This is a genomic window from Streptomyces sp. A1136 (assembly GCF_004795055.1).
GTDB lineage: Bacteria > Actinomycetota > Actinomycetes > Streptomycetales > Streptomycetaceae > Streptomyces.
This window is the reverse complement of the sequence record NZ_SSBJ01000017.1, coordinates 111,855-137,028: the sequence shown is the minus strand read 5'-3', so window position 1 is coordinate 137,028 and position 25,174 is coordinate 111,855. Positions and strand designations below refer to the sequence as shown.

Genomic DNA, 25,174 nt, shown 5'->3' with positions numbered 1-25,174 from the left:
AGATGGTGGCACCCGGGGCCGCGCAGGAGAAGCCGCCGGGTGCGGGATCGCGACCCGGCGGCTTCCTGGGTGTGGAGCTCTGCCGGGTCAGCCGGCTACTCGCGCGGCGAGGGCGTCGCCGATCGCGTCGGTGGAGCGGAAGGTTCCGTCCCGCTCCGCCAGGTCGGCGGAGACCGCTTCCTCGATGCGGACGGCCTGAGCCTCGTAGCCCAGGTGGCGCAGCAGGAGGGCGACGGACAGGATCGTCGCGGTCGGGTCGGCCTTGCCGGTGCCGGCGATGTCCGGGGCCGAGCCGTGGACGGGCTCGAACATGGACGGGAAGGCGCCGGTCGGGTTGATGTTCCCGGAGGCGGCGAGGCCGATTCCGCCGGTCACGGCCGCGGCCAGGTCGGTGAGGATGTCACCGAAGAGGTTGTCCGTGACGATGACGTCGAAGCGCTCGGGCTGCGTGACGAAGAAGATCGTCGCGGCGTCGACGTGCAGGTAGTCGGTGGTGACCTGGGGGTACTCCCGGCCGACCTTGTCGAAGATGTTCTTCCACATGTGGCCCGCGTACACGAGGACGTTGTTCTTGTGGACCAGCGTCAGCTTCTTGCGGGGGCGGGCGTTGGCCCGCTCGTACGCGTCGCGGACGACGCGCTCCACACCGTACGCGGTGTTGATGCTGACCTCGGTGGCCACCTCGGCCGGGGTCCCCGTGCGCAGGCTGCCGCCGTTGCCGGTGTAGGGACCCTCGGTGCCCTCGCGCACCACCACGAAGTCGATCTCCGGACGACCGGCCAACGGCGTGGCGGTGTTGGGGAAGAGCTTCGAGGGGCGCAGGTTGATGAAGTGGTCGAAGGCGAAGCGCAGCTTCAGCAGCAGACCGCGTTCCAGGACCCCCGAGGGGACCGAGGGGTCGCCGATGGCGCCCAGCAGGATCGCGTCGTGGTGCTTGAGCTCTTCGAGCTCCGCGTCCGGGAGGGTCTCACCGGTGCGGTGCCAGCGCCGGGCGCCGAGGTCGTACTCCTTGGTCTCCAGCTTCACATCCTGGGGCAGGACCGCGGTAAGGACCTTGAGGCCCTGAGCCACGACTTCCTGGCCGATGCCATCACCGGGGATCACTGCGAGTTTGATGCTGGTCGACATGTCGGAACCGTACTCCCTGTCCCAGCCCTCAGACATCTTCCGTCCACCATGTGGACCTATGCGGGCCCGCGCGACCCGTGCGGATGGCGGGACGGCCGGTGCCGCGTCCGGGGTTGCGGCCCGGACGGGGCGGGGACGTCAACGGGACCGGGACGTCACGAGGTGGCCACGGGCCGCGGGGCGGCTCAGTGGCCCGTCGAGCCGCCGTTGTCGCGGCGGTCCAGCGCGCGCTGGAGAGCCGCGGCGGCGTTCTTGCGGTCGGCGTCGGCGGTGGAGGAGTGACGGATGCGGCGAACCGCGGCGGTCGTGGGGGTCATGGTGATCGACTCCTTGAGATCACGGCGTGGCGGAGCCACGGATGAGGGGTTCCTTCAAGGCGCCGGAAGAGGCGGGGGGCGGTGCGCCGCAGGGGTTGCCTGCCAGGGGGCGCACGCTCTCGACCGCCATTCGCCGGATGAGCGAAACGTTCGGCTCCTACAAAGCTAGGGCAGGTGCCGCTGTCTGTCTCCGCAATTACTCGGACTTCCTAGTATCTGAGACGAGAATGACTCGAACGGAGCGCCCGATCGACCCCGAAGCGCTTCCCTTTCAGCCGTTGTACGACCGAAGTTCCCTGATCAGAGCCCTCACGGCGAGAGTGGACGCCGATTCCGGCATGGTGACGTATCCCACCTGCCTCACCGGCCTGCCCGGCCCCAGGTCGGCGATCTCCACGCTTCCCCCCGCCTCGCGCAGCGACAGCTCGGGCAGGATCGCCATTCCCAGCCCCCGGCCCACCATGGTCAACACCATGCCGTCGTCCTCCGCCTTCACGGTGGCCCGCGGGATCCAGTCCTGGGCCGCCCACCAGGACCGGGTGTGGGAGCCGCAGTTCTCGTCCCAGTCCAGGAGCGGCAGCGTCCTGGGGTCCGGGTGACCCACCGGGTGGACCAGGGCGTACGCCTCCTCGGCGATGACCCCGCTCAGCAGACCGGGCGGCAGCCCCGTCGGGCCGCCGAGGGTGGCGATGCCCAGGTCGGCCCGGCCCGCGAGGACCTCCCCGGCGGTACCGGCGCCCAGCTCGCGCACGACCCGGACCTCGGGCCGCACACCCGGATGGCGGGCGGTGAGCCGCTCCAGCGCGGGCGGCAGCAGGTGGAGGGCGGCGCTGCGGAACGCCGCGACGCGCAGCACGCCTTCCACCGCCTCGGCCGGGGGCCGCCCGGCCGCCCGGACCTCGGCGCCCATGACCTCGTGGAGGCGCAGGATGCGTCGGGCCAGGGCGACGGCCCGCTCCCCGGCCGGGGTGGGCGTCGCCCCGGCGCGCCCGCGCTCGAAGAGCACCGCGCCGACCTTGGCCTCGCTGCCGCGTACCGAGTGCGAGATCGCCGACTGGCCGATGCCGAGCGCGGCGCCGGCGGCGGAGAAGCCGCCGGTTTCGGCGACGGCGACCAGGATGCGCAGTTCCTGCGGAGCGAGCTCGGCCACGCGGGCCCTCACCTCGTTCTCTGAGCGGGATTCATGGATGTGGGGCTTCCATGAGCCCAACCCCCTGCCCGGGCCGGTGATTCCTCCCTACGGTCACTGGCATGACCACGCAGACCGGCTACGCCGTCCACCAGATAGCCCGCCCCACCGGCTTCCCCACCGCCGACGACTTCGCCTACGTACGGACCCCGGTCCCCACGCCCGCCCCCGGGACCGCCCTGGTCCACAACCTCCTGCTGTCCGTGGACCCGTACCACCGAGGGCTGATGGACGGCGGCGAGGGCGGCTTCGAGCTGGGCACCCCCCTGGAGGGGCGCGCGGTCGGCCGGGTGGTCGCCTCCCGGGACCCCGGCCTGGCCGAAGGGGACCTCGTCTTCCACCGGCGGGGTTGGCGTACCCACGCGCTGGTCACCCTGGGCGTGGACGGCACCCGCAGGCTGAGGAACCACGACGGGGTCCCGCTGGAGGCGTACCTCTCCATCCTCGGCGGCACCGGCCTGACCGCCTACGCCGCGCTGACCCGGACGGCCGCCCTGCGCGAGGGCGAGGACCTCTTCGTCTCCGCCGCCGCGGGCGGGGTGGGCACGGCCACCGGACACATCGCCCGGTTGCTCGGCGCCCGCCGGATCATCGGCAGCGCGGGCTCGGCGGCCAAGGTCGCCCACCTGACGGGCGAGTTGGGTTTCGACGCCGCCTTCGACTACCACGACGGCCCGGTCGGCGAGCAGCTCGCGCAGGCCGCGGCGGCCGGTGGGGGCGGTATCGACGTGTACGTCGACAACGTCGGCGGCGACCATTTGGAGGGCGCGATCGACGTGCTGCGCGAGTTCGGGCGGATCGCCTGGGTGGGGGCCATCTCGATGTACAACGGCGACCGCTCCCCCGCCGCGCCGCGCAACCTGTTCGAGGTCGTGCACAAGTCCTTGCGGCTGGAGGGGGTATTGGTTCGCCATCACACCAATCTGCAGGACGAGCTGGAGGAGTTCCTGGTCCCGCACCTGCGCAGTGGGCGGATCGGTACCGACACCACCGTTGCGCAGGGGTTCGATCACACGGTGGAGGCGTTCCTGGGCATGCTCCACGGGGACAATCTGGGCAAGATGCTCGTTCGCGTCGAGGGTTGATTCCGGCCACCCGGAAGTTCACCGACTTCTTACCGCACGGATGTAGACCTTTGGCCCGGCGCCCGCCACTCTTTCGCTCAATGTGCCGCCGGGGCACGTGGGTTGGAGGCGAGTAGCCAGTGACACCGATCAGCCGCAGAGGTTTCGTGGGTATCGGCGCGGGGCTGGTGGCGGGGGCCACCCTGCCCGCGGTCACGTCGACGACGGCGGCCGCGGCCGCCGCGACCGGCACGATCACCGATGTGAAGCACGTGGTCATCCTCATGCAGGAGAACCGCAGCTTCGACCACTACTTCGGCCGACTGAGGGGCGTCCGCGGCTTCGGTGACCGCGCGGCCGGCAACATCCCGGGCGGCTGGGGCACGTTCAACCAGCCCAACTGGGGCGGCCGCCAGTACCCCTGGAAGCTGAGCGCGACCCCCGCCGCCGGCGGTGTCGACGGCGAGACCCTGGCCCAGTGCGACGGGGACCTCCCGCACAGTTGGTCCTCGCAGCACGCCGCCTGGGACAAGGGCCGGATGGACAACTGGGTCACCGGCGTCGGCAACACCCGCACCCTCGGCTACCTCGACCGCGGCGACATACCGTTCCACTACGGGCTCGCCGACGCCTACACCGTCTGCGACGCCTACTTCTGCTCCACCCTCAGCGCGACGGGCCCCAACCGGACGTTCCTGTGGAGCGGAAAGGTCGACGCGGGCAGCAAGGACGGCGGCGACGAGTCCGGGCTCACCTGGGAGACGTACGCCGAGGCCCTCCAGCGGGCCGGGATGAGCTGGAAGGTCTACCAGAACGCCCAGGACAACTACGGCGACAACGGCCTGGCCTACTTCAAGAAGTTCACGGACGCGGCCCCCGGCGACCCGCTGTGGGACCGGGGCATGGGCTCCGTCCCCAAGGTCACCGGCTCCACCCCGGACGACATCGCGGCGGCGATCCGCGCCGACGTGGTCGCCGGCACTCTGCCCCAGGTGTCGTGGGTCGTGGCGAGCGAGGCCTTCTCCGAACACCCCTACGCGCCTCCCGGCGACGGCGCGCACTTCGTCGACCTGGTCTACCGGGCCCTCGCCGCGAACCCGGAGGTCTTCGACTCCACCGTCCTCTTCCTGAACTACGACGAGAACGACGGCTTCTTCGACCACGTCGCCCCGCCGGTCGCCCCGCCCGGCACTCCCGGCGAGTACATCGACGGCACCCCGATCGGCCTCGGCTTCCGCGTGCCGATGATCGTGATGTCCCCGTGGACGCGGGGCGGCTGGGTCAGTTCCGAGGTCTTCGACCACACCTCGGTGCTCCGCTTCATGGAGACGTGGACCTCGGCCCTGGGCACCCCCGCGACCTGCCCCGACATCAGCGCGTGGCGCCGCGGGGTGACGGGCGACCTGACGGGCGTATTCGACTTCGCGCACCCCGTCTACGGCGTCCCCGCCGGACTGCCCCCGACCGCGAAGGTCATCGGCCAGTCGACCTGCGGCCCGCTGCCCAACCCGGCGCCGCAGGACAACGCCCTCCCCGCGCAGGAGGCGGGCAACCGTCCGGCGCGGGCCCTGCCGTACCAGCCGAACGGAAACCTCGACCGCTTCGAGTACGGTGCGGCGGGCAAGATCCTGGCCTGGTTCTCGATGACCAACCAGGGCGCGCCGGCGAAGCGGGCCGCGCACTTCTCGATCCACCCGCACCAGTACCGCGACACGGCGGCCTGGCAGTACACGGTCGACGCCGGTTCCACCGCGACGGACTACTTCAACATCGGGTTCGGCAGCGGCTCCGGCAAGTACGACATCTCGATGTACGGCCCCAACCGCTTCCTGCGGCGCTTCATCGGCGACGCGTCGAAGGCGGGGAAGTCGGTCGAGGTCGCCGCCCGCTACGCCGTGGAGCCGGGCACGGGCAAGACGGCGCTGTACCTCAAGATGACCAACGCCTCGGCCGCGCCGGTCACCTTCACGGTCCGCTCGAACGCCTACCGCACGGACGGCCCGTGGACGTACACCGTCCCGGCGAACTCCTCCCGCGAGGACTACTTCAACGCGGTCGCGTACAACAACGGCTGGTACGACTTCACGATCCTGGCGGACTGCGACGGCACCTGGTCGCGCCGTTACACGGGCCACATCGAAACGGGCGCGCCGAGCGTCTCGGGCTCGTAGCGGGAGCCTGGTCCGGGGCGGCGGAAAAGGCCGGAAACGCGCGGCCGTTCCGGAATTCGGAGAGCCCCTCGCGCGGTCGGCGGTCCCCGGCGGGCACCTTTCGGGGGCCGGCCGATCGGGGGCGTGGTCCACAGCGGACCGCGCCACACCCGCGCAGGTCGGTCGCCGGGGCGGGCGCTCCGCGCCGGCAGTGGTCCGGCCGCGCGCGGTGGGCACGGCGGGCGGACCCTCCCGGCTGGGGCCGCCCCCCGCCTGCGGGCGCGCCTGTCGGGACATGCCCGTCCCGCCCCCGGAATCGACCGGCACACGTCGCCCCCAAACCTCCCCTGAACGCACAGATCGGACAGCGGGCGGCGGCGGGAATCTGGCGGCGACCCCTCCTCCGCGTGAAGATCTGCGCATGTCGCACGAGACCCAGCACTGGACCCCCACCCACGGTCAGCCCTACCGGCCCGTCGCCTACGGCCCGGCGCGCATGCCGAGCCACGAATCCCTGGCGCGCGCGGCCGAGTTGCGGGCGCGGATGGACGAACGGCGCAGCGTCCGCCGGTTCTCGACCGACCCGGTCCCGGAGCAGGTCGTCCGGGACGCCATCGCCTGCGCGGCGACCGCCCCGTCCGGCGCGCACCAGCAGCCGTGGACGTTCGTCCTCGTCAAGGACCCGGCCGTCCGACAGCAGATCCGCGCCGCGGCGGAGCAGGAGGAACAGATCTCCTACGACGGCCGTCTCGGCGACGAGTGGCTCGCCGCGCTGCGCCCGATCGGCACGGACGCCGTCAAGACGCACCTGACCGACGCGCCCGCCCTGATCGTGGTCTTCCAGCAGCGCTACTGGCTCGGCCCGGACGGCACGAAGCGCAAGCACTACTACGTCGACGAGTCCGTCGGCATCGCGGTGGGCATGCTGCTGGCCGCGCTCCACCTCAGCGGCCTGTCCGCCCTCGTGCACACACCGAGCCCGATGCGCTTCCTGGCCCACGTCCTGAACCGCCCGGAGAACGAGAAGGCCTTCGCCGTCATCCCGGTCGGCTACCCCTCGGAGGACTGCGAGGTCCCTGACCTGCTCCGCAAGTCCCTGGACCAGGTTCTGGTCGAGGTCTGACCGCTCCCGGCCCCGGGCGCGGCCCGTCGCCTCTTGGGACGCCGCCCTACGAGGCGCCGTCCTACGGGGCATCGCTCCCGGCGGCGTCATCGTGGGCGGCGCCGTCCCGGGCCGCGCCGTGCATCCGGCCCAGCAGGGCCATGAGCGTGCGCCGCTCCTGCGGCGTCAGCGGCGCGAGGAACTCCGCGTTCGCCTCCTGCGCCAGGACCCCGCAGCGGGCCAGGGTGTCCGCGCCCGCCGGGGTGAGGCTGACGGAGTTCTTGCGGCGGTCGGCGGGGTCCGGGACCCGCAGGACGAGGCCCGCGTCCTGGAGGTGGTTGAGCAGGCCGACCAGGTCCTTGGGGTCGATGGCCAGCCGGCGGCCCAGGTCGGCCTGGGCGAGGGGGCCGTACTCGTCCGTCGCGGCGAGGACCGCGTGATGGGCGAGCTTGAGTCCCTCCGCGGCGAGCGCGTCGGCGACCAGGGCGCGCCCCCGGGCCGCCACGCGACCGACGAGCCAACTCGGCAGGGACTGGATGTGGGCGAGCGCTGAGGTCATGGACTCAACCTATCCGAAAATCGTTGGACATCCCCACGATTAACGTTATCGTTGGGTGTCCCAATGAATTGGATCGAGGAGGTCCTGTGCGGCGTGTTCGGTATGAGGTCAACGGCGGTCCCGAGGTGCTGTTCTGCGAGGAGGCGGAACTCCCCCGCCCCGCCGGCGGGGAACTCCTGGTGCGCGCCGAGGCGATCGGCGTCACGCTGCCCACCGTCCGCAAGGTGCGCGAGAGCGGCGAGCCGATGCCGCTCGGCGGCGAGGTCGCGGGCACCGTGGAGGCCCTCGGCGCCGGGGTGACCGGCTTCGCCGTCGGGGACCGCGTCACCGGCCTCTGCTTCGCGGACGCCTACGCCGAGGTCGCCGTCGTGCCCGCCGCCATGGCCTCCCGCGTGCCCGACGGCGCGAGCGCCGTCGAGGCGGTCGCGCTCGTGCGCAGCGGCCTGGTGGCACGCGGGGCGTACGAGGCCGCGCGCCCGGAGCCCGGGGAGTCGGTGCTGGTGACGGCGGCGGCCAGTGCCGTCGGAGGCCTCGCGCTCCAGTACGCCAAGGCCGGTGGCGCCGGGCGCGTGGTGGCCGCCGTCGGCGACCGGGCCAAGGCCGACTTCGTGCGCGGCCTCGGCGCCGACGAGGTCGTCGTGTACGGGGACGCGGACTGGGCAGGCCCGTACGACATCGTCCTCGACGGTGTCGGCGGCGATCTGCTCTCCCCCGCCGTGCGCGCCCTCGCGCCCGGCGGCCGGCTCGTGGCCTACGGCTCCGGCGGCGGGACGGTGGAGGCGTACGAACTGCTGGTGCGCGGCGCGTCGGTGATCGGCTTCCAGATGCGGTCCGTCGCCCTCGGCCAACCCGCGGTGTACGCGGCCTGGTCGCGCGAGGTGTGGGAGCTGTGGGACGCCGGCACCCTGCGCGCGTCCGTGCACGAGGAGGTCCCGTTGGCCGAGGCGGCCCGCGCGCACGCGCTCATCGAGGAGCGGCGCAACCTCGGCAAAGTGGTCTTGGTGCCGTGACGTGCCCGGCCGCGACGTGCTCGTGCCGTGGAATGGAGACCGCCCCCGCTCCGGGCTTGGGGGTACCGGAACGGGGGCGGGGTTCGGCGGGGCGGTCAGCCCATGTGCGGGTACGCGTAGTCCGTCGGCGGGACCAGCGTCTCCTTGATGGAGCGGGTCGAGGTCCAGCGCAGCAGGTTCGACGCCGCGCCGGCCTTGTCGTTCGTGCCCGAGGCGCGGCCGCCGCCGAAGGGCTGCTGGCCGACGACGGCGCCGGTCGACTTGTCGTTGATGTAGAAGTTGCCCGCCGCGAAGCGGAGCTTGTCCATCGCGTCGGCCACCGCGTAGCGGTCCTGGGCGATGACGGCGCCGGTCAGCGCGTACGCCGACACCGACTCCATCTGCTCCAGCATCGCGTCGAACCGCTCGTCCTCGTAGACGTGGACGGCCAGGATGGGGCCGAAGTACTCGGTCGTGAAGACCTCGTTCTCCGGGTCCGTGCACTCGATGACGGTCGGGCGGACGAAGTAGCCCTCCGAGTCGTCGTACGTGCCGCCCGCGACGATGGTGCAGGTCGGGTCGGCCTTGGCGCGGTCGATCGCGGCCTTGTTCTTGGCGAACGAGCGCTCGTCGATGACGGCGCCGATGAAGTTCGTCAGGTCGCGGACGTCACCCATGGCGATGCCGTCGACCTCGGCCGCGAAGGCCTCCTTGAAGCCGTCGTTCCAGATGGACGCCGGGATGTAGGCGCGGGAGGAGGCCGAGCACTTCTGGCCCTGGAACTCGAAGGAGCCGCGGGTCAGCGCCGTCTTGAGGATGTCGCGGTCCGCGGACGGGTGCGCGACGACGAAGTCCTTGCCGCCGGTCTCGCCGACCAGGCGCGGGTAGGACCGGTACTTCTCGATGTTGTTGCCGACCGTCTTCCACAGGTACTGGAAGGTCTTGGTCGAACCGGTGAAGTGGATGCCCGCCAGCTCGGGGTGGTTCAGGGCCACCTCGGAGACGGCGATGCCGTCGCCCGTCACCAGGTTGATGACGCCCTTGGGCAGACCGGCCGCCTCCAGGAGCTCCATCAGCAGGACCGCGGAGTGGGTCTGCGTCGGGGACGGCTTCCACACGACCACGTTGCCCATCAGGGCCGGGGCGGTCGGCAGGTTGCCGGCGATGGCCGTGAAGTTGAACGGGGTGATCGCGTAGACGAAGCCTTCGAGGGGGCGGTGGTCGCTGCGGTTCCACACGCCCGCGCTGTTCGCGGCCGGCTGCTCCGCCAGGATCTGGCGGGCGAAGTGGACGTTGAAGCGCCAGAAGTCGACCAGCTCGCACGGCGTGTCGATCTCCGCCTGCTGGGCGGTCTTCGACTGGCCGAGCATCGTGGACGCGGCCAGCTTCTCCCGCCAGGGGCCGGCCAGCAGGTCGGCGGCGCGCAGGATGATCGCGGCGCGGTCGTCGAAGGACATCGCGCGCCAGGCCGGAGCGGCGGCCAGGGCGGCGTCGACGGCCTCCCGGGCGTCGGCCTCGGTGGCGTTGGCGTATGTGCCCAGCACCGACTTGTGGTCGTGCGGCTGCACGACGTCGAAACGCTCGCCGCCGCCCATCCGCTTGACGCCGTTGATCGTCATCGGGAGGTCGATCGGGTTCTCGGACAGCTGCTTGAGCTGGATTTCGAGACGTGCGCGCTCCGGGCTGCCGGGGGCGTACGAGTGGACCGGCTCGTTGACCGGCGCGGGGACCTGGGTCACAGCATCCATGGGGCTGGTAACTCCTTGAGCTAGTTCTGGACCTAGTTCTTGGTGATCATCGAGCGGAGGAAGAAGAGCAGGTTGGCCGGCTTCTCCGCCAGGCGGCGCATGAAGTAGCCGTACCAGTCCGTCCCGTAGGCGGTGTAGACGCGCATCCGGTGACCCTCGGCGGCCAGCCGCAGGTGCTCTTCGCCGCGGATGCCGTACAGCATCTGGAACTCGTACTCGTCCAGTTTGCGCCCGGCAGCGCGCGCGAGCTCCTGTGCGATGGCGATGAGACGCGGGTCGTGCGACCCGATCATCGGATATCCCTCGCCCTCCATCAGGATCCTCATGATCCGGACGTACGCCTTGTCGATCTCGGCCTTGTCCTGGTAAGCGACCTCGGCGGGCTCCTTGTAGGCGCCCTTCACGATCCGCACGCGGCTGCCGGCCGCGGCCAGGCGGCGGGCGTCGGCCTCGGTGCGGAAGAGGTAGGCCTGGATGACGCATCCGGTCTGCGGGAAGTCCCGGCGCAGTTCCTCGTGGATGGCGAACATCGAGTCGAGGGTCGTGTGGTCCTCGGCGTCGAGGGTGACGGTGGTGCCGATCGCGGCGGCGGCCTCGACGACGGGGCGGACGTTGGCGAGCGCGAGCTCGTGACCGCCCTCCAGCGCCTGGCCGAACATGGACAGCTTGACCGACATCTCGGCCTTGTCGCCCAGGCCCAGGGCGGCGAGGCGCTCGATCAGCTCAAGGTAGGCGTCCCGCGCGGCGTGGGACTGCTCCACGGTGGTGATGTCCTCGCCCACGACGTCGAGGGTGACCTCCAGGCCCTTGCGGGTGAGGTCCCGGACGATCGGGATGACCTGGTCGACCGTCTCGCCGGGGATGAACCGGTTCACCACGGGCTTGGTCACGGGGGCGGCAGAGACGATTCGGCGCATCTTGTCGCTGCGCGACGCGGCGAGGATCGCGGGACCCAGCACGGGGCACCTCCAACGGGTGGCAGAAGCGGACATACGATCCGTCGCCGGATGGGCGGGGGACGTAAGAAAAACGCAAGTAAAACCACCGTGAAACCTAAGGATCTCCACGATCCTCTGCTATCGACAGCTGTCACGCATCCGTGGCGGCTATCTCATACATATGTCTGACTGCCGGTCGCGAGGGTGGGAGAATGGCCGGGTGAAGGGCGATTACCAGGACCTGGTGGACGAGATCTCGGCGCTGCTCGGCGCCCCGGCGACGCTGGAGAACCGGGACTTCCGCCTCATCGCCTTCGGCGCGCACGACAGCGACGGTGATTCCGGCGAACTCACTCTCGACCCGGTACGGACCCGGTCGATCCTCACCCGACAGTCCACGGCTGCCGTCCGCGCCTGGTTCGAGGCCTTCGGGATCGCCCGCGCCACGGGGCCGGTACGCATCCCCGCGGCTCCGGACGCGGGGGTCTTCCGGGGCCGGATCTGCCTCCCGGTGCGGTACCGGGGCATCGTGCAGGGCTACGTGTGGCTCCTGGACCCGGAGCCCGGAACGGGCGCGGGACCCGGGCCTGAGACGCTGGCCTCCGCCATGGAGGTCGCCGAGCGGATCGGGGTGCTCCTCGCGCAGGAGGCCAAGGCGGGGGCGGACCTCTCGCGGGAGTTCCGCACGGCGCTCACCGCCGGGCGGGGCTGGGAGCGGGACATGGCGGAGGCCACGCTGCGCTCCGCCCTGGGCCCGGACGGCGACGGCCTGCACGCGGTGGTCTGCGTGACCCCGTGGGCCGGGGATGCGCCCGGCTCGGTGCCCGGCGCGGCGGCGGTGTGCGTGGCGCCCTGCCCGGGGTCGCCCGGCGACGGTTCGGAGCGTGGCCTGGCCCTGCTGGTCAGGCTCCGCTCGGCCGACGCCCTGGCCCCGGCCGAGACGGTGGCGGCCCGGCTCCTGCCGCGGCGGACCACCCCGGCGACGGCCGCCCCCACCGCGACGACCGCGACCGCCGGGACCACGACGGCCCGGCCCGCGACGGCCGCCCCCGTGACGGCCGGGATCGCCGAACCCCGGCGCGGGCCGGCCGGGCTCGCCGATGCCTGGGCGCAGGCGTGGGCGGCGGCCCGGGCGGCGACCGCCCAGCCCCGGCTCGGCGCGGTGGCCCGATGGTCGGCGATCGGCCCCTACCGGATGCTGGCAGCGTTGGCGACGGCCCCCGTGGACGACCCGGCGACCCGGGTCCTGCTCGGCCCGGCCCACCGGGAACTGGCCCGCACCGCCGAGGTGTTCCTGGACTGCGCGGGACAGGCCGGCCGCGCGGCGGCGGCCCTCGGCATCCACCGCCAGACCCTGTACTACCGGCTGGGCAGGGTGGAGCAGCTGACGGGGCTCGACCTGGACGAGGGCGAGGACCGGCTGCTGCTCCACATGGCGCTCAAGACGGCCCGCCTGGTCTGACGGCCCGCCTCGCCTGACGGCCCGCCTCGCCTGACGATCCGTCCGGACCGGACGGGCCCGTCCGGTCCGACGGGCCCGTGTGGTCCGACGGTCCGCCCCGTCAGGCGCCCTTCGCCGCGAACGGGCCGCCTTCCCCGAAGACCCGCTCCGCGAACCTCTCCCCGATCCGGCGGTGACCGGCGGCGTCGGGGTGCAGCCCGTCCGGCAGCGGCGATCCGGCCAGGTCGGACTCCCCGTAGAGTTCACGGCCGTCCAGGTAGTGCAGGTTGGGGTCTTCGGCCGCGCGCGACGCGGTGATCCGAGCCAGCTCCTCCCTGATGACGGCCAACGTCAGCTTCCCCGCGGCCCGTTCCGCCGGGTCGCCCGTCGCGCGGAAGCGCAGCGTCCCGCCCTCGAACTCCGGCGCGAGGGGCCCCGGGGTGTCCTCCTGGATCGGGCACAGGATCGGGGAGACGACCAGCAACGGCGCGCTCGGATGGCCCTCGCGCAGGGTGTCGAGGAAGCCGTGGACCGCAGGTCCGAAGGCGCGCAGCCGCATCAGGTCGGTGTTGACCAGGTTGATGCCGATCTTGACGCTGATCAGGTCGGCGGGGACGTCCCGCATGGCCCGGGCGGTGAAGGGGTCGAGCAGCGCGTTGCCGCCGAACCCGAGGTTGATCAGCTCCACGCCGCCCGTGCGCGCGGCGACGGCGGGCCAGGTGCCCGTGGGGCCGGAATCCCTCGATCCGTGGCTGATCGAACTGCCGTGGTGCAGCCACACCCGGCGGGCGCCGTCGGCCACCGCCGCGACGGGGGCGTCGGTGCGCAGCGCCACCAGCTCGGTGACCTCCGCCTGCGGCAGCCAGATCTCGACGTCCTTCTCGCGGTCGGCCAGCCCGGTGAACCGGACGGTGGCGACCGGCCCGGGGTCGGTCACCGCCGCCCCGGTCGTCATGTCGACGGTGCGCACGTTGCCGCCGTGGGCGACCGCCCGGTCCGTCACGACTCCGTCGACGACCAGCTCGTAGAGTCCGTCCGGCGTAGCGGGGGCGTCCCGGTAGACCACCTTGGTGGGCAGGACGTCCAGTTCCACGGCGGTGGCGCGGGTGCGGAACGCGAGCCGGACGCCCGAGGGCTGGGACTCGACCATCGCGAGGTAGGGATCGGGGCACTGTCGCCGCGCCCGGGCGGGCAGCCGGTGCGGCAGCACGCCGTGGGCGGTGCGCTCCAGTTCGAGCGCGCCGCGCAGGACGTCGGGTCCGACAGCGGTGGTGGTCCATTCCGTCACGTTGACCTCCTTGGGGGGTGACCAGCGACGATAGGCACAGGGCGGCGCCCGGTACCGCATGCTTTCCGCCGGAACGCCGGCGGTCGCGGCGCCCCGGCCGCATCCGGCCTACGCGTCCCCGTCGCCCGTCGTCTCTCCTCCGGAGGCCTCGCACATGCGCTCGGCCGCCAGACGCATCCCCTCGCTGAACTCCTCGGCGGTGGCCGCCGATTCGGGGTCGAAGATCCACTGGATCATCAGACCGTTCAGCAGCGCCTGGTAGAAGGTGCCCAGGGTGCGCACTTCCCGCTCCGTCAGCTCCTCCTCGGGTCGCCCGGTGAACATCGCGATCAGGCCCTTGCGCCCCTCCACCTGGGAGTGGGCGAGCATGCTCCGCAGTTCCGGCAACCGGTCCCCGCTCAGCGCCACCTCCAGGCTGGCCGCCCAGATCGGCCCCCCGCCCGCCTGTTGGGACAGGACCCCCTCCCATACGGCGCGGAAGCGTTCCGGCGAGCCGCCCTCGCCGCCCAGCCCGCCCTGGAAACCTTCGCCCCACTCCTGGATGAGTTCGATGAACGCCTGGGTGAGCAGGGCGTCCTTCGAGCCGTAGTGGTAGCCGATCGACGCCAGGTTGGTGCCGGAAGCCTTCACGATGTCGCGCGCCGTGGTGCGCACGAATCCCTTGTCGACCAGGCACTGCTTGGCGCCTGCGAGCAGATCCTCACGATGTCCCATGCCGCCACGGTATCAATACAACCGTCCTAGACGGCAGTTCTATACAGTCGTACTAGACAGCCGTATAGATCCCTTGTACTGTCCTGCCCATGACGAACCCCGCCGCTCCGAACCGCCTGGCCGGCCGCCGTGAATGGATCGCCTTCACCGTCCTCGTGCTGCCCCTGCTCCTGGTCTCGATGGACGTCTCCGTCCTCTACTTCGCCATCCCCGCGATCACCCGACAGCTGGACCCGAGCGCCACCCAGCAGCTGTGGATCTTCGACAGTTACGCCTTCGCCCTCTCCGGACTCCTCATCACCATGGGTTCGCTGGGCGACCGGATCGGCCGCCGCAAGCTGCTGCTGATGGGCGCGACGGCCTTCGGCCTCGCCTCGGTCGGCGCCGCCTACGCCACCAGCCCCGAGATGCTGATCGCGGCCCGCGTCCTGCTCGGCATCGGCGGCGCGACCCTGATGCCGTCCACGCTGGCGCTCGTCCGCAACCTCTTCCGGGACGCCCGGCAGCGCGGTCAGGCGATCGCCATCTGGTCCGGCGCGATGACCGGCGGAATCGCCCTCGGTTCCGTCATGAGCGGTCTGCTGCTCGACCACTTCTGGTGGGGGTCGGTCTTCCTCGTCAACGTCCCCGCGATGCTGCTCCTGCTGCTCCTGGTCCCCCTGCTCGTCCCGGAGTTCAAGGACCCCGCCCCCGGCCGCTTCGACCTGTCGAGCGTCCCGCTGTCGATGGCCGCCGTCCTGCCGCTGGTCTACGGCCTCAAGGAGATCGCCGCCGAGGGCGTCGAGCCGCTCCACCTCGTCAGCGTCGCCGTCGGCCTGGCCTTCGGGTACGTCTTCCTGCGCCGCCAGCGCACCCGTACGGACGCCATGATCAGCCGGGACCTCTTCCGGGGCCGCGGCTTCGGGGCCGGCATCGGCCTGAACACCGTCGCCGCCTTCGCCATGATGGGTTCCGCCTACTTCACCACCCAGTACCTCCAGTCGGTCCTGGGCATGGGCACCCTCGAAGCAGCCCTGTGGAGCCTCGCCCCCTCGCTGGCGATCGGCGCCGCCGCCCCCGTCGGTGCGGCCATCGCCCAGAAGACCGACCGCGCCTACGTCATCGCCGGCGGGTTCGCCCTCGCCGCCGTCGGGTTCGCCCTGATGGGGCTGGTCGACACCGACTCGCTGTGGCTGCTGCTGGTCGCCGCGGGCGTCCTCGCCTCGGGCATCGTGACGGTGATGTCCCTGGTCTCCGACATGGCGCTCGGCTCGGCCCCCGCCGAGAAGGCCGGTTCGGCCGCCTCCCTGCTGGAGACGGGGCAGGAGTTCGGCGGGGCCCTCGGGATGGCGCTCCTCGGCAGCCTCGGAACCGCCGTCTACCGCGGCGACCTGGCCGACGCCGACCCCGCCGTGCGGGAGACCCTGGGCGGGGCGGTCGCGGTGGCCCAGCGGCTCGGCGGCGAAACCGGCGGCCAGGTCCTGACACTGGCCCGGGAGGCCTTCGTCCACGGGATGCGGTACGCGGCCTGGGGCGGTACGGCGCTGCTGCTCGCGGCGGCGGTGGCCGCGGTCGTCTCGATGCGGGGCATCGGAGCTCCCGCCCCGGTCGCGGCGGAGCCGGCGGAGGCTCCCGAAGCCCTCCTGAACCTGGCCTCGTAGGGAACGGGAAGGCGGAAGGGCCCGGGGTCGCCCCCGGGCCCTTCCGCCGTGTCATCGGACCGCTCGGGTCCTCGAACCACTTGTCTCCCCGGCCGCTCGGGGCCGTGGAACGATCAGGTGAGGCTGACCGTGCGCGCCGAGACGGCGCCGATCTCGGAGGCGATGTCCGCGAGGACGTTGACCGGGACCTCGGCGTCGACCGTGAGGACGCCGAGCGCCTCGCCGCCCTCCTCCGCGCGGGCGACCTGCATGCCCGCGATGTTCAGACCGGCCTCGCCGAGGATGCGGCCGACGGTGCCGACGACACCCGGGCGGTCGGAGTAGCGCAGGACGACCATCTGATCGGCGAGCGCCAGGTCGACGTCGTACTCACCGATGCCGACGATCTTCTGAAGGTGCTTGGGACCCGCGAGCGTGCCGGAGACCGAGACCTCCTGGCCGTCCGAGAGGGTGCCGCGTACGGTCACCACGTTGCGGTGGTCCGGGGACTCCGAGCTGGTGGTCAGCCGGACCTCGACACCGCGCTCCTGCGCGAACAGCGGGGCGTTGACGTAGGAGACCGTCTCGTCGACGACGTCCTCGAACACGCCCTTGAGGGCGGAGAGTTCCAGCACCTTGACGTCGTGCTGGGTGATCTCGCCGCACACCTCGACATCGAGGCGGACCGCGACCTCGCCCGCGAGGGCGGTGAAGATGCGGCCGAGCTTCTCGGCGAGCGGCAGGCCGGGGCGCACGTCCTCGGCGATCACACCGCCCTGGACGTTGACCGCGTCCGGCACGAGCTCACCTGCGAGCGCCAGTCGCACCGACTTGGCGACCGAGACGCCGGCCTTCTCCTGCGCCTCGTCCGTGGACGCGCCCAGGTGCGGGGTGCACACGACCTGGTCGAGCTCGAACAGCGGGGAGTCCGTGCAGGGTTCCTTCGCGTACACGTCGAGGCCGGCGCCGGCGACGCGGCCTTCCTTGATCGCCGAGTACAGCGCGGCCTCGTCCACGATCCCGCCGCGGGCGGCGTTGACGATACGGACGGACGGCTTCACCTTGTGCAGGGCCTCGTCACCGATGAGACCGAGGGTCTCGGGCGTCTTGGGCAGGTGCACGGTGATGAAGTCGGCGACCTCCAGCAGCTCGTCCAGCGTCAGCATCTTGACGCCCATCTGGGCGGCGCGCGCGGGCTGTACGTAGGGGTCGTACGCGACGACCTTCATGCCGAAGGCCGACATGCGCTGGGCGACGAGGACGCCGATGCGGCCGAGGCCCACGACACCGAGGGTCTTCTCGCTCAGCTCGACACCGGTGTACTTGTTCCGCTTCCACTCACCGTTCTTGAGCGCGGTGTTGGCCTGCGGGATGTTGCGGGCGGTGGCGACGAGCAGGCCGCAGGCGAGCTCGGCGGCGGTGACGATGTTGGAGGTCGGGGCGTTCACGACCATCACGCCGGCCTTGGTGGCGGCGGAGACGTCGACGTTGTCGAGGCCGACACCCGCGCGGGCGACGACCTTGAGCTTCTTGGCGGCGGCGATCGCCTCGGCGTCGACCTTGGTCGCGGAGCGGACCAGGATCGCGTCGACATCGACGATCGCGGGCAGCAGCTCCGCGCGGTCGGCTCCGTTGACGTGCCGGATCTCGAAGTCCGGGCCGAGCGCGTCCACGGTGGCGGGCGACAGCTCTTCGGCGATGAGTACGACGGGTTTCGAGCTCACGTGGGTCCTCACAAGTCCAGTGCGACGGCCGTCCCGACGGCCGCAGGCGGTGGAGGGGGTAGCCGCGTGGAAGACGCACGACACTGTGGGCCTGACGCGTTGTCTTATGCAGTGTAGTAGCGCTTCCGGGCCGGAACTCCGCCTGTACGGAGAGATCACCCGTCCGTGATTGGCCGGGGTGGACAATCGGCGGTGCCGGAGGGTGCCGATCCGGCCGGATCGGCACCGGCGGTGCTGTGCGACGGGGCCGGGAGCGCATCCCGGCCCCGTCGCCTCACGAGATCAGCTCTCGTCGTTGTCGACCCAGCTCATCAGCTTGCGCAGCTTCTTGCCGGTGGTCTCCAGCAGGTGCGCCTCGTCGGCCTTCTTGTACTCGTTGTACTTCGGCAGACCTGCCTTGTACTCGGCCATCCAGGTGTTGGCGAACTCGCCGCTCTGGATCTCCGCGAGGACCTTCTTCATCTCGGCCTTGGTGGCGTCGGTGATGATGCGGGGGCCGGTGATGTAGTCGCCCCACTCGGCGGTCTCGGAGACCGACCAGCGCATCTTCTCCAGGCCGCCCTCGTACATCAGGTCCACGATGAGCTTGAGCTCGTGCAGGCACTCGAAGTACGCGATCTCCGGCTGGTAGCCGGCCTCGGTCAGGGTCTCGAAACCGGCCTTGACGAGCGCGGACGCGCCACCGCAGAGGACGGCCTGCTCGCCGAAGAGGTCGGTCTCGGTCTCCTCGGTGAAGGTGGTCTTGATGACGCCGGCGCGGGTTCCGCCGATACCGGCCGCGTACGAGAGGGCGAGCGCGAAGGCGTTGCCGGTGTAGTCCTGCTCGACGGCGGCGATGCAGGGCACGCCGCGGCCTTCCTCGTACTGGCGGCGGACCAGGTGACCCGGGCCCTTCGGGGCGACGAGGGCGACGTCCACGTTGGCCGGGGGCTTGATGAAGCCGTAGCGGACGTTGAACCCGTGACCGAAGAAGAGCGCGTCGCCGTCCTTGAGGTGGTCCTTGACGGACTCCTCGTAGATCTCGGCCTGGAGCGGGTCCGGGGTCAGGATCATGATGACGTCGGCCCACTCGGCCGCCTCGGCCACGGGGAGGACCTTGAGGCCCTGCTCCTCGGCCTTGGCCTTGGACTTGGAGCCTTCCTTCAGACCGACCACGACCGGGACGCCGGAGTCGCGCAGCGACAGCGCGTGGGCGTGGCCCTGGCTGCCGTAGCCGATGACCGCGACCTTGCGGCCGGCGATGATGGACAGGTCGGCGTCGTTCTCGTAGAACAGCTCGGCCACTGGGATATCTCCTTGGTGCGCTGGTGTTGCTCCCACCGTACGGCGGGGAACGGAATGTGAGTTTGTCGGTCTCGCCATACGAGCGGCTCGCGTGTCGTCCCCGGATCACCGGCGGGTCGTCGCGGAAGCCGCCGCGCGGGGCGGTCGGTCAGGCGCTGCGGTCGAGCGCGCGCAGGCTGCGGTCCGTGATGGACCGGCCGCCACGCCCTATGGCGATCGTGCCGGACTGCACGAGCTCCTTGATGCCGAAGGGCTCCAGCATCTTGAGCATGGCGCCGAGCTTGTCGCTGCCGCCGGTGGCCTCGATGGTGACGGCCTCCGGGGAGACGTCGACCGTCTTGGCGCGGAACAGCTGGACGATCTCGACGATCTGGGAGCGGGTCTCGTTGTCGGCGCGGACCTTCACCAGGACGAGTTCGCGCTCGATCGCGCTGTGCGGCTCCAGCTCGACGATCTTGAGCACGTTGACCAGCTTGTTCAGCTGCTTGGTCACCTGCTCCAGCGGGAGGTCCTCGACGTTCACGACGATGGTGATGCGGGAGATGTCGGGGTGCTCGGTGACGCCGACCGCGAGGGAGTCGATGTTGAACCCGCGGCGGGAGAACAGCGCGGCGATCCGGGCGAGGATGCCGGGCGTGTTCTCGACCAGGACGGAGAGCGTGTGCTTGGACATGTGAGGCGTTCTCTCTCTCAGGCTCTCTCGGCTCAGTCGTCTTCGTTGTCGCCGAAGTCGGGACGGACGCCCCGGGCTGCCATGACCTCGTCGTTGGAGGTGCCGGCGGCGACCATCGGCCACACCATGGCGTCCTCGTGGACGATGAAGTCGACGACCACCGTACGGTCGTTGATCGCGTTGGCCTCGGCGATGACGCGGTCCAGGTCGGCCGGGTCCTCGCAGCGCAGGGCGACACAGCCCATGGCCTCGGACAGCTTGACGAAGTCCGGGACGCGGGTGCCCTGGCGGGGGGCGACGGACTCGCCGAGCTGGGAGCCGACGGTGTCGTGGCCGGTCTCGTCCGCGTGCAGGACGGTGTTGGAGTACCGCTGGTTGTAGAACAGGGTCTGCCACTGGCGGACCATGCCCAGCGCGCCGTTGTTGATGATCGCGACCTTGATCGGGATGTTGTTCAGGGCGCAGGTGACCAGTTCCTGGTTGGTCATCTGGAAGCAGCCGTCGCCGTCGATCGCCCAGACGGTGCGTTCGGGCATGCCGACCTTGGCGCCCATCGCGGCGGGGACCGCGTAGCCCATGGTCCCGGCGCCGCCGGAGTTCAGCCAGGTCCGGGGCTCTTCGTAGTTGACGAAGTGCGAGGCCCACATCTGGTGCTGGCCGACGCCCGCCGCGTAGATGGTGTGCTCGGGGGCGAGCTCACCGATGCGCTGGATGACCTGCTGCGGGGAGAGCATGCCGTCCGCCGGCAGGTCGTAGCCCAGCGGGTACGTCTCGCGCCAGCGGTTGAGGTCCTTCCACCAGGCGCTGTAGTCGCCGGCGTTGCCCTCGGTGTGCTCGGCCTGGACGGCCTGGATCAGGTCGGCGATGACCTCGCGGGCGTCGCCGACGATCGGGACGTCCACCTCGCGGTTCTTGCCGATCTCCGCGGGGTCGATGTCCGCGTGGATGACCTTCGCGAAGGGCGCGAAGCTGTCCAGCTTGCCGGTGACGCGGTCGTCGAAGCGGGTGCCGAGGGCGATCAGCAGGTCCGACTTCTGCAGCGCCGTGACGCCGGTGACCGAGCCGTGCATGCCGGGCATGCCGACGTGCAGGGGGTGGCTGTCCGGGAAGGAGCCCAGCGCCATCAGGGTCGTACAGACGGGAACGCCCGTCAGCTCGGCGAGGACCTTGAGCTCGGCGGTCGCGCCGGACTTCATGACGCCGCCGCCGACGTACAGGACCGGGCGCTTGGCCTGGCAGATGAGCTTGGCGGCCTCGCGGATCTGCTTGGCGTGCGGCTTGGTGACCGGCCGGTAGCCGGGCAGGTCGTGGGTGGGCGGCCAGGAGAAGGTGGTCTTCGCCTGGAGCGCGTCCTTGGCGATGTCGACCAGGACCGGGCCGGGCCGGCCGCTGGAGGCGATGTGGAAGGCCTCGGAGATCGTCCGCGGGATGTCCTCGGCCTTGGTGACCAGGAAGTTGTGCTTCGTGATCGGCATGGTGATGCCGACGATGTCCGCCTCCTGGAAGGCGTCCGTGCCGATCGCCTTGGAGGAGACCTGGCCGGTGATCGCGACCAGCGGGACGGAGTCCATGTGGGCGTCGGCGATCGGCGTGACCAGGTTGGTGGCGCCGGGGCCGGAGGTGGCCATGCAGACGCCGACCTTGCCGGTGGCCTGGGCGTAGCCGGTGGCGGCGTGCCCGGCCCCCTGCTCGTGGCGGACCAGGATGTGACGGACCTTCTTGCTGTCCATCATCGGGTCGTAAGCGGGGAGGATCGCGCCGCCCGGGATGCCGAACACGGTGTCGCACCCCACCTCTTCGAGAGAGCGGATGAGGGACTGCGCACCCGTGACGTGCTCAACTGCGGCGGACTGCTGTCCGCCCGTACGGGGCCGCGGCTGCGGATGGTGGGCCCCGGTGGCCTGGTCGGTCATCGGCATTCTCTTCTCGAAGCTGAGGGTTTTACGAGGAGCGGGGGTCTCCCCCGGACCGTGTCCGGGGGCATGTGCCAGTGCAACAAAAAACCCCTCGTGCCGGGAGGCAAGCGAGGGGAGCGCGTCGGGCGTTGTGGAGCGGGGACATACCGACCCCGGCTTCAGCCGACGCGCTTTCCAAGTACGAGAATTCGGGTGCGCATGGCATTGACCCTCCCTCCGCCGGGAGGTCGATGTCAAGTAGGTGGGACGGGCGTCTCATTATGTGAGCCCCTATGGGTGACCATCGAGCCACCGGGCGAGCCGCCGGCCAAGGCGGGCTGGGGTGATACGCCCGGTACCGGGAACGTACCCCGCACGAGCGAGCGCCGCAGCCTGTATTCGTCGAGTGGCCCGGAGAAGGCCATGCCCTGTCCGTGGGTGCACCCCATCGAGCGCAGCGCCGTGACCTGCTCGGGCAGGTCCACCCCGTCGGCCACGGACTGCATGCCGAGATCGTTCGCGATCCGCAAGAGCCCTGCCGTGATCTTGCGCAGGCGGGTGGACTCGACCAGGCCCTCGACCAGGCCCCGGTCCAGCTTGAGCATGTCCACCGGGAGGCGACGCAGGGCGCTGATGGCCGCGTAGCCGCTGCCGAAGCCGTCCAGCGCGATCAGGACGCCGAGCCTGCGCAGGGCCGCCAGGCGCCGCTCCAGCTCGTCGAAGGGGACCCTGGGGTCGTTGTCCGCGAGCTCGATCACCAGCGCCCCGGACGGCAGCCCGTGCCGGGTCAGCAGGGCCTCCACCGAGGGCTCCGGCGCGGCTCCCCCGGTTCCGGCCGGGGGTGCTCCCCACTCCAGCAGGCGCTCGGCGGTCATCCGGACCGCCACCGGGACGTCGTGCCCGACCCGGTGCCGCTCCGCGGCCTGCTCCACGGCCTGCTCCAGCAGCCGCCGCGCCAGCTCGGCGGCGCGCAGGGCCGCGACCCCGGTCCGGGCGCCGGGGGCCCCCGGGGAGGCGGCGTGCGCCCCCTCACCGGACTCGGCGACGCGCAGGAACTCGGCGGGGGTGAACAAGATCCCCTGGGCGGATCGCCAGCGGGCCTGCGCGGCCACCGCCGTCACCTCCCCCGTGGCCAGCGACACCACGGGCTGGTGCAGCAGGGCGAACTCGCCCTCCTGGAGCGCGGCGCGCGGCCGGCCGACCGGCTCCGCCTTCCGGGCGGCGGCGGTCTGCATCTGTGGCGCGTACAACTCGACGCGGTCCTTGCCGGCCGCCTTGGCCCGGTACATCGCCAGGTCGGCGTTGCGCATCAGGTCCGAGGGCGTGATCCCGGGGTCCGCGAAGGCCACCCCGATGCTGGCGGCGACGCGGACCTCGTTCCCGGAGATCCGGTAGGGCTGGGAGAGCGTGGCCCGCAGCCGGTCGGCGATCTCACGCACCAGGTACTCGCGGGCACTGCGGTCGCGGCTGCCGTCACCCACGATCAGCGCGGCGAACTCGTCGCCTCCGAGGCGGGCGGCCGTGTCCCCCGCCCGGACGGAGTCCTGGAGCCGGCGCGCGGCCTCCACGAGCAGTTCGTCACCGGCCTGGTGCCCGATGGTGTCGTTGACCGCCTTGAAGCCGTCGAGGTCGATGAAGAGCACCGCGGTGCTCCGGTCGCCGGCCCGACGGCCGGTGAGTGCCTGGCGGACCCGGCGGGTGAACAGGGCCCGGTTGGGCAGGTCCGTCAGGGCGTCGTGCTCGGCGCTGTGCTGGAGCTGGGCCTGGAGGCGGACCCGCTCGGTGACGTCCCGGCTGTTGAGGATCAGACCGCCCTGGTGGCGGTTGACGGTGGACTCCACATTGAGCCATTCGCCGCCGCCCGACTTGAACCGGCACTCGATACGGGTGGTGGGCTCCTCGGTGGGCGGAGCGGCGAGGAAGCGGCGCACCTCGTGCACCACCCGGCCCAGGTCGTCGGGGTGGATCAACGTGGCCAGTTCGCTCCCGACGAGCTCCTCCGCCTCCCGGCCGTACACCCCGGCGGCGGCGGGGCTGACGTAGCGCAGGGTCCCCGTGGGCGCGGCGATCATGATGACGTCGCTCGAACCCTGGACCAGGGACCGGAAGTGGTTCTCCTTCTGGGCCAGTTCCTGGGTGAGGGCGATGTTGTCGAGGAGCATGATGCCCTGCCGGATGACGAGGGCGAGGACGACCGTGCAGCCGGTGAAGACGACCACGCGGTCGACCTTTCGGCCGTCCACGACGTTGTACAGGATGCCCAGCGTGCAGACGGCGGCCGCGAGGTACGGGGTGAGGGCGGTCAGCGACCCGGTGATGGGACGGCTGACCGGGCGGTCGCCGCGGGGATGCCGGGGGACGGGGCCCGGCTGGCTGCGCCGGGCGCCCCAGGGCGCGTAGGCGAGGAGCAGCGAGCCGGCGAACCAGCCGGCGTCCAGCAACTGACCCGACTTGTAGGCGGCGCTGAGCAGCGGCGAGGTGAACAGGGCGTCGCTGAGCACGGTCAGGGCCAACGCCGCGATGGCGGTGTTGACGGCGGACCGGTTGGTCTCGGAGCGCCGGAAGTGCAGGACCAGGACTATCGAGACGAGCGCGATGTCCAGGATCGGGTAGGCGAGGGTGAGCGCCGCGCTCAGCACGCTGCTGGGCGTCCCGGACTGGGCGGTCCGCGCGGCGTTCGCGAGGGCCAGGCTCCAGGACAGCGTCAGCAGGGAGCCGCCGATGAGCCAGGAGTCCAGCCCCAGGCAGACCCAACCGGCGCGGGTGACGGGGCGTTTGGCGAGGACGAGCAGGCCCACGATCGCGGGCGGCGCGAAGCAGAGGAAGGCGAAGTCGGCGAGCGAGTGCTTGGGCACCTCCGCGCCGAGGACGACCTCGTACCAGCCCCAGACGGCGTTCCCGCAGGCGCCCATGAGGGAGGAGAACGCGAACAGCAACCAGGCGGGGCGTTCGCGCGGGTCGATGCTGCGCGCGTAGCCGTAGCAGGAGACGGCGGCCAGCAACGCGGCCCCGCTCAGTCCGAAGTCGCCCATGAAGTCGGCGACGAACTTGGAACCCCATCCGAGGGCCGATCCGACGGCGTACCCGGCGCACGCGGCGGCGAGAAGCAGCTGCATCATCAGGCCCCTGCCCCCGGCCCGGCTCGGCGGCCGGGTCAGGAGGGCCCCCGCCCCCGGGGCGCTCACCGGTCCACCTCGCCGGCCGGTTCGGGGGCACCCCATCGTCGCTTCCGGCGGCTGTGCCGCACCCGGTCCTTCGTCCATTGGCCGTACATCGCCCGTCGCCCCCCAAATGGTCCGATCACTCCCCAGCGCCAGACGTTCGTGGCGCAGCCCCTTCTTCCGGACGATAC

Annotated in this window: 19 protein-coding genes; 6 read left to right on the top strand and 13 right to left on the bottom strand. The window is 71.5% G+C overall.

The genetic code is table 11. The annotated features are described in order from the left end of the window. Positions 1-87: 87 nt before the first annotated feature. From E6R62_RS18525 to E6R62_RS18520, 3 genes are all read right to left on the bottom strand, one after another. Positions 88-1,128: a 3-isopropylmalate dehydrogenase gene (locus E6R62_RS18525; RefSeq protein WP_136214571.1), complete on the bottom strand. Its 1,041-nt coding sequence runs from the start codon at positions 1,126-1,128 to the stop codon at positions 88-90. A 185-nt stretch (positions 1,129-1,313) separates the two neighbouring features. Next, a complete protein-coding gene (locus E6R62_RS41770; protein WP_267886449.1) occupies positions 1,314-1,445 on the bottom strand; it encodes a hypothetical protein in 132 nt (43 codons plus the stop codon). 271 nt (positions 1,446-1,716) lie between these two features. After that, positions 1,717-2,595: a LysR family transcriptional regulator gene (locus E6R62_RS18520; RefSeq protein WP_136214570.1), complete on the bottom strand. Its 879-nt coding sequence runs from the start codon at positions 2,593-2,595 to the stop codon at positions 1,717-1,719. A gap of 101 nt (positions 2,596-2,696) precedes the next feature. Between E6R62_RS18520 and E6R62_RS18515 the strand changes: the two genes are divergently transcribed. From E6R62_RS18515 to E6R62_RS18505, 3 genes are all read left to right on the top strand, one after another. Beyond that, complete coding sequence (locus E6R62_RS18515) at positions 2,697-3,719, top strand: NADP-dependent oxidoreductase (RefSeq protein WP_136214569.1); 1,023 nt, start codon at positions 2,697-2,699, stop codon at positions 3,717-3,719. Positions 3,720-3,838: 119 nt separating this feature from the next. Continuing rightward, positions 3,839-5,869, top strand: coding sequence for a phosphocholine-specific phospholipase C (locus tag E6R62_RS18510; protein WP_136214568.1), 2,031 nt, complete (start codon positions 3,839-3,841; stop codon positions 5,867-5,869). A gap of 400 nt (positions 5,870-6,269) precedes the next feature. Then, positions 6,270-6,971, top strand: coding sequence for a nitroreductase family protein (locus E6R62_RS18505; RefSeq protein ID WP_136214567.1), 702 nt, complete (start codon positions 6,270-6,272; stop codon positions 6,969-6,971). Between the two features lie 61 nt (positions 6,972-7,032). Here E6R62_RS18505 and E6R62_RS18500 read toward each other — a convergent pair whose 3' ends face one another. Beyond that, positions 7,033-7,509: a MarR family winged helix-turn-helix transcriptional regulator gene (locus tag E6R62_RS18500; protein ID WP_136214566.1), complete on the bottom strand. Its 477-nt coding sequence runs from the start codon at positions 7,507-7,509 to the stop codon at positions 7,033-7,035. A gap of 86 nt (positions 7,510-7,595) precedes the next feature. Between E6R62_RS18500 and E6R62_RS18495 the strand changes: the two genes are divergently transcribed. Continuing rightward, the gene (locus E6R62_RS18495) at positions 7,596-8,519 is read left to right on the top strand and encodes a zinc-binding dehydrogenase (RefSeq protein WP_136214565.1); all 924 of its coding nucleotides are present in this window, start codon (positions 7,596-7,598) and stop codon (positions 8,517-8,519) included. 95 nt (positions 8,520-8,614) lie between these two features. On the opposite strand, the gene pruA is transcribed toward E6R62_RS18495, so the two are convergent. Both pruA and E6R62_RS18485 read right to left on the bottom strand, forming a co-directional pair. Continuing rightward, entirely contained in the window at positions 8,615-10,246 is a 1,632-nt protein-coding gene (pruA, locus tag E6R62_RS18490; RefSeq protein ID WP_136214564.1) for an L-glutamate gamma-semialdehyde dehydrogenase, read from the bottom strand. A gap of 32 nt (positions 10,247-10,278) precedes the next feature. Beyond that, positions 10,279-11,205, bottom strand: coding sequence for a proline dehydrogenase family protein (locus E6R62_RS18485; RefSeq protein WP_136214563.1), 927 nt, complete (start codon positions 11,203-11,205; stop codon positions 10,279-10,281). 199 nt (positions 11,206-11,404) lie between these two features. Between E6R62_RS18485 and E6R62_RS18480 the strand changes: the two genes are divergently transcribed. Then, the gene (locus tag E6R62_RS18480) at positions 11,405-12,646 is read left to right on the top strand and encodes a CdaR family transcriptional regulator (RefSeq protein WP_136214562.1); all 1,242 of its coding nucleotides are present in this window, start codon (positions 11,405-11,407) and stop codon (positions 12,644-12,646) included. Positions 12,647-12,746: 100 nt separating this feature from the next. Here the strand turns inward: E6R62_RS18480 and E6R62_RS18475 are convergent, their stop codons facing one another. Then, positions 12,747-13,913 (bottom strand): GDSL-type esterase/lipase family protein, encoded by a 1,167-nt coding sequence (locus E6R62_RS18475; protein ID WP_240801743.1) that lies wholly within the window; start codon positions 13,911-13,913, stop codon positions 12,747-12,749. A gap of 108 nt (positions 13,914-14,021) precedes the next feature. After that, positions 14,022-14,627 carry a TetR/AcrR family transcriptional regulator gene (locus E6R62_RS18470; protein ID WP_136214560.1) on the bottom strand — a complete coding sequence of 202 codons (606 nt, stop codon included), beginning with the start codon at positions 14,625-14,627 and terminating at the stop codon, positions 14,022-14,024. Between the two features lie 89 nt (positions 14,628-14,716). On the opposite strand from E6R62_RS18470, the gene E6R62_RS18465 reads away from it, so the two are divergent. Next, positions 14,717-16,267, top strand: a complete 1,551-nt coding sequence (locus E6R62_RS18465; RefSeq protein WP_136214559.1) for an MFS transporter — start codon at positions 14,717-14,719, stop codon at positions 16,265-16,267. Between the two features lie 113 nt (positions 16,268-16,380). Here the strand turns inward: E6R62_RS18465 and serA are convergent, their stop codons facing one another. From serA to E6R62_RS18440, 5 genes are all read right to left on the bottom strand, one after another. Further along, on the bottom strand, positions 16,381-17,970 hold the full coding sequence (gene serA, locus E6R62_RS18460; protein ID WP_136214558.1) for a phosphoglycerate dehydrogenase: 1,590 nt from the start codon (positions 17,968-17,970) through the stop codon (positions 16,381-16,383). A 282-nt stretch (positions 17,971-18,252) separates the two neighbouring features. Next, positions 18,253-19,254, bottom strand: a complete 1,002-nt coding sequence (ilvC, locus tag E6R62_RS18455) for a ketol-acid reductoisomerase (protein ID WP_136214557.1) — start codon at positions 19,252-19,254, stop codon at positions 18,253-18,255. Between the two features lie 148 nt (positions 19,255-19,402). After that, positions 19,403-19,927 (bottom strand): acetolactate synthase small subunit, encoded by a 525-nt coding sequence (gene ilvN, locus E6R62_RS18450; protein WP_136214556.1) that lies wholly within the window; start codon positions 19,925-19,927, stop codon positions 19,403-19,405. Positions 19,928-19,959: 32 nt separating this feature from the next. After that, a complete protein-coding gene (locus tag E6R62_RS18445; RefSeq protein WP_136214555.1) occupies positions 19,960-21,846 on the bottom strand; it encodes an acetolactate synthase large subunit in 1,887 nt (628 codons plus the stop codon). 230 nt (positions 21,847-22,076) lie between these two features. After that, a complete protein-coding gene (locus tag E6R62_RS18440; RefSeq protein WP_136214554.1) occupies positions 22,077-25,007 on the bottom strand; it encodes a bifunctional diguanylate cyclase/phosphodiesterase in 2,931 nt (976 codons plus the stop codon). Between the last annotated feature and the right edge of the window lie 167 nt (positions 25,008-25,174).

Excerpts from the sequence above, each read along its gene's own strand:
- E6R62_RS18525 (WP_136214571.1), bottom strand. The coding sequence starts at position 1,128 with ATGTCGACCAGCATCAAACTCGCAGTGATCCCCGGTGATGGCATCGGC.
- E6R62_RS41770 (WP_267886449.1), bottom strand. The coding sequence starts at position 1,445 with ATGACCCCCACGACCGCCGCGGTTCGCCGCATCCGTCACTCCTCCACC.
- E6R62_RS18515 (WP_136214569.1), top strand. The coding sequence starts at position 2,697 with ATGACCACGCAGACCGGCTACGCCGTCCACCAGATAGCCCGCCCCACC.
- E6R62_RS18505 (WP_136214567.1), top strand. The coding sequence starts at position 6,270 with ATGTCGCACGAGACCCAGCACTGGACCCCCACCCACGGTCAGCCCTAC.
- E6R62_RS18500 (WP_136214566.1), bottom strand. The coding sequence starts at position 7,509 with ATGACCTCAGCGCTCGCCCACATCCAGTCCCTGCCGAGTTGGCTCGTC.
- pruA (WP_136214564.1), bottom strand. The coding sequence starts at position 10,246 with ATGGATGCTGTGACCCAGGTCCCCGCGCCGGTCAACGAGCCGGTCCAC.
- E6R62_RS18470 (WP_136214560.1), bottom strand. The coding sequence starts at position 14,627 with ATGGGACATCGTGAGGATCTGCTCGCAGGCGCCAAGCAGTGCCTGGTC.
- E6R62_RS18465 (WP_136214559.1), top strand. The coding sequence starts at position 14,717 with ATGACGAACCCCGCCGCTCCGAACCGCCTGGCCGGCCGCCGTGAATGG.
- ilvN (WP_136214556.1), bottom strand. The coding sequence starts at position 19,927 with ATGTCCAAGCACACGCTCTCCGTCCTGGTCGAGAACACGCCCGGCATC.
- E6R62_RS18445 (WP_136214555.1), bottom strand. The coding sequence starts at position 21,846 with ATGCCGATGACCGACCAGGCCACCGGGGCCCACCATCCGCAGCCGCGG.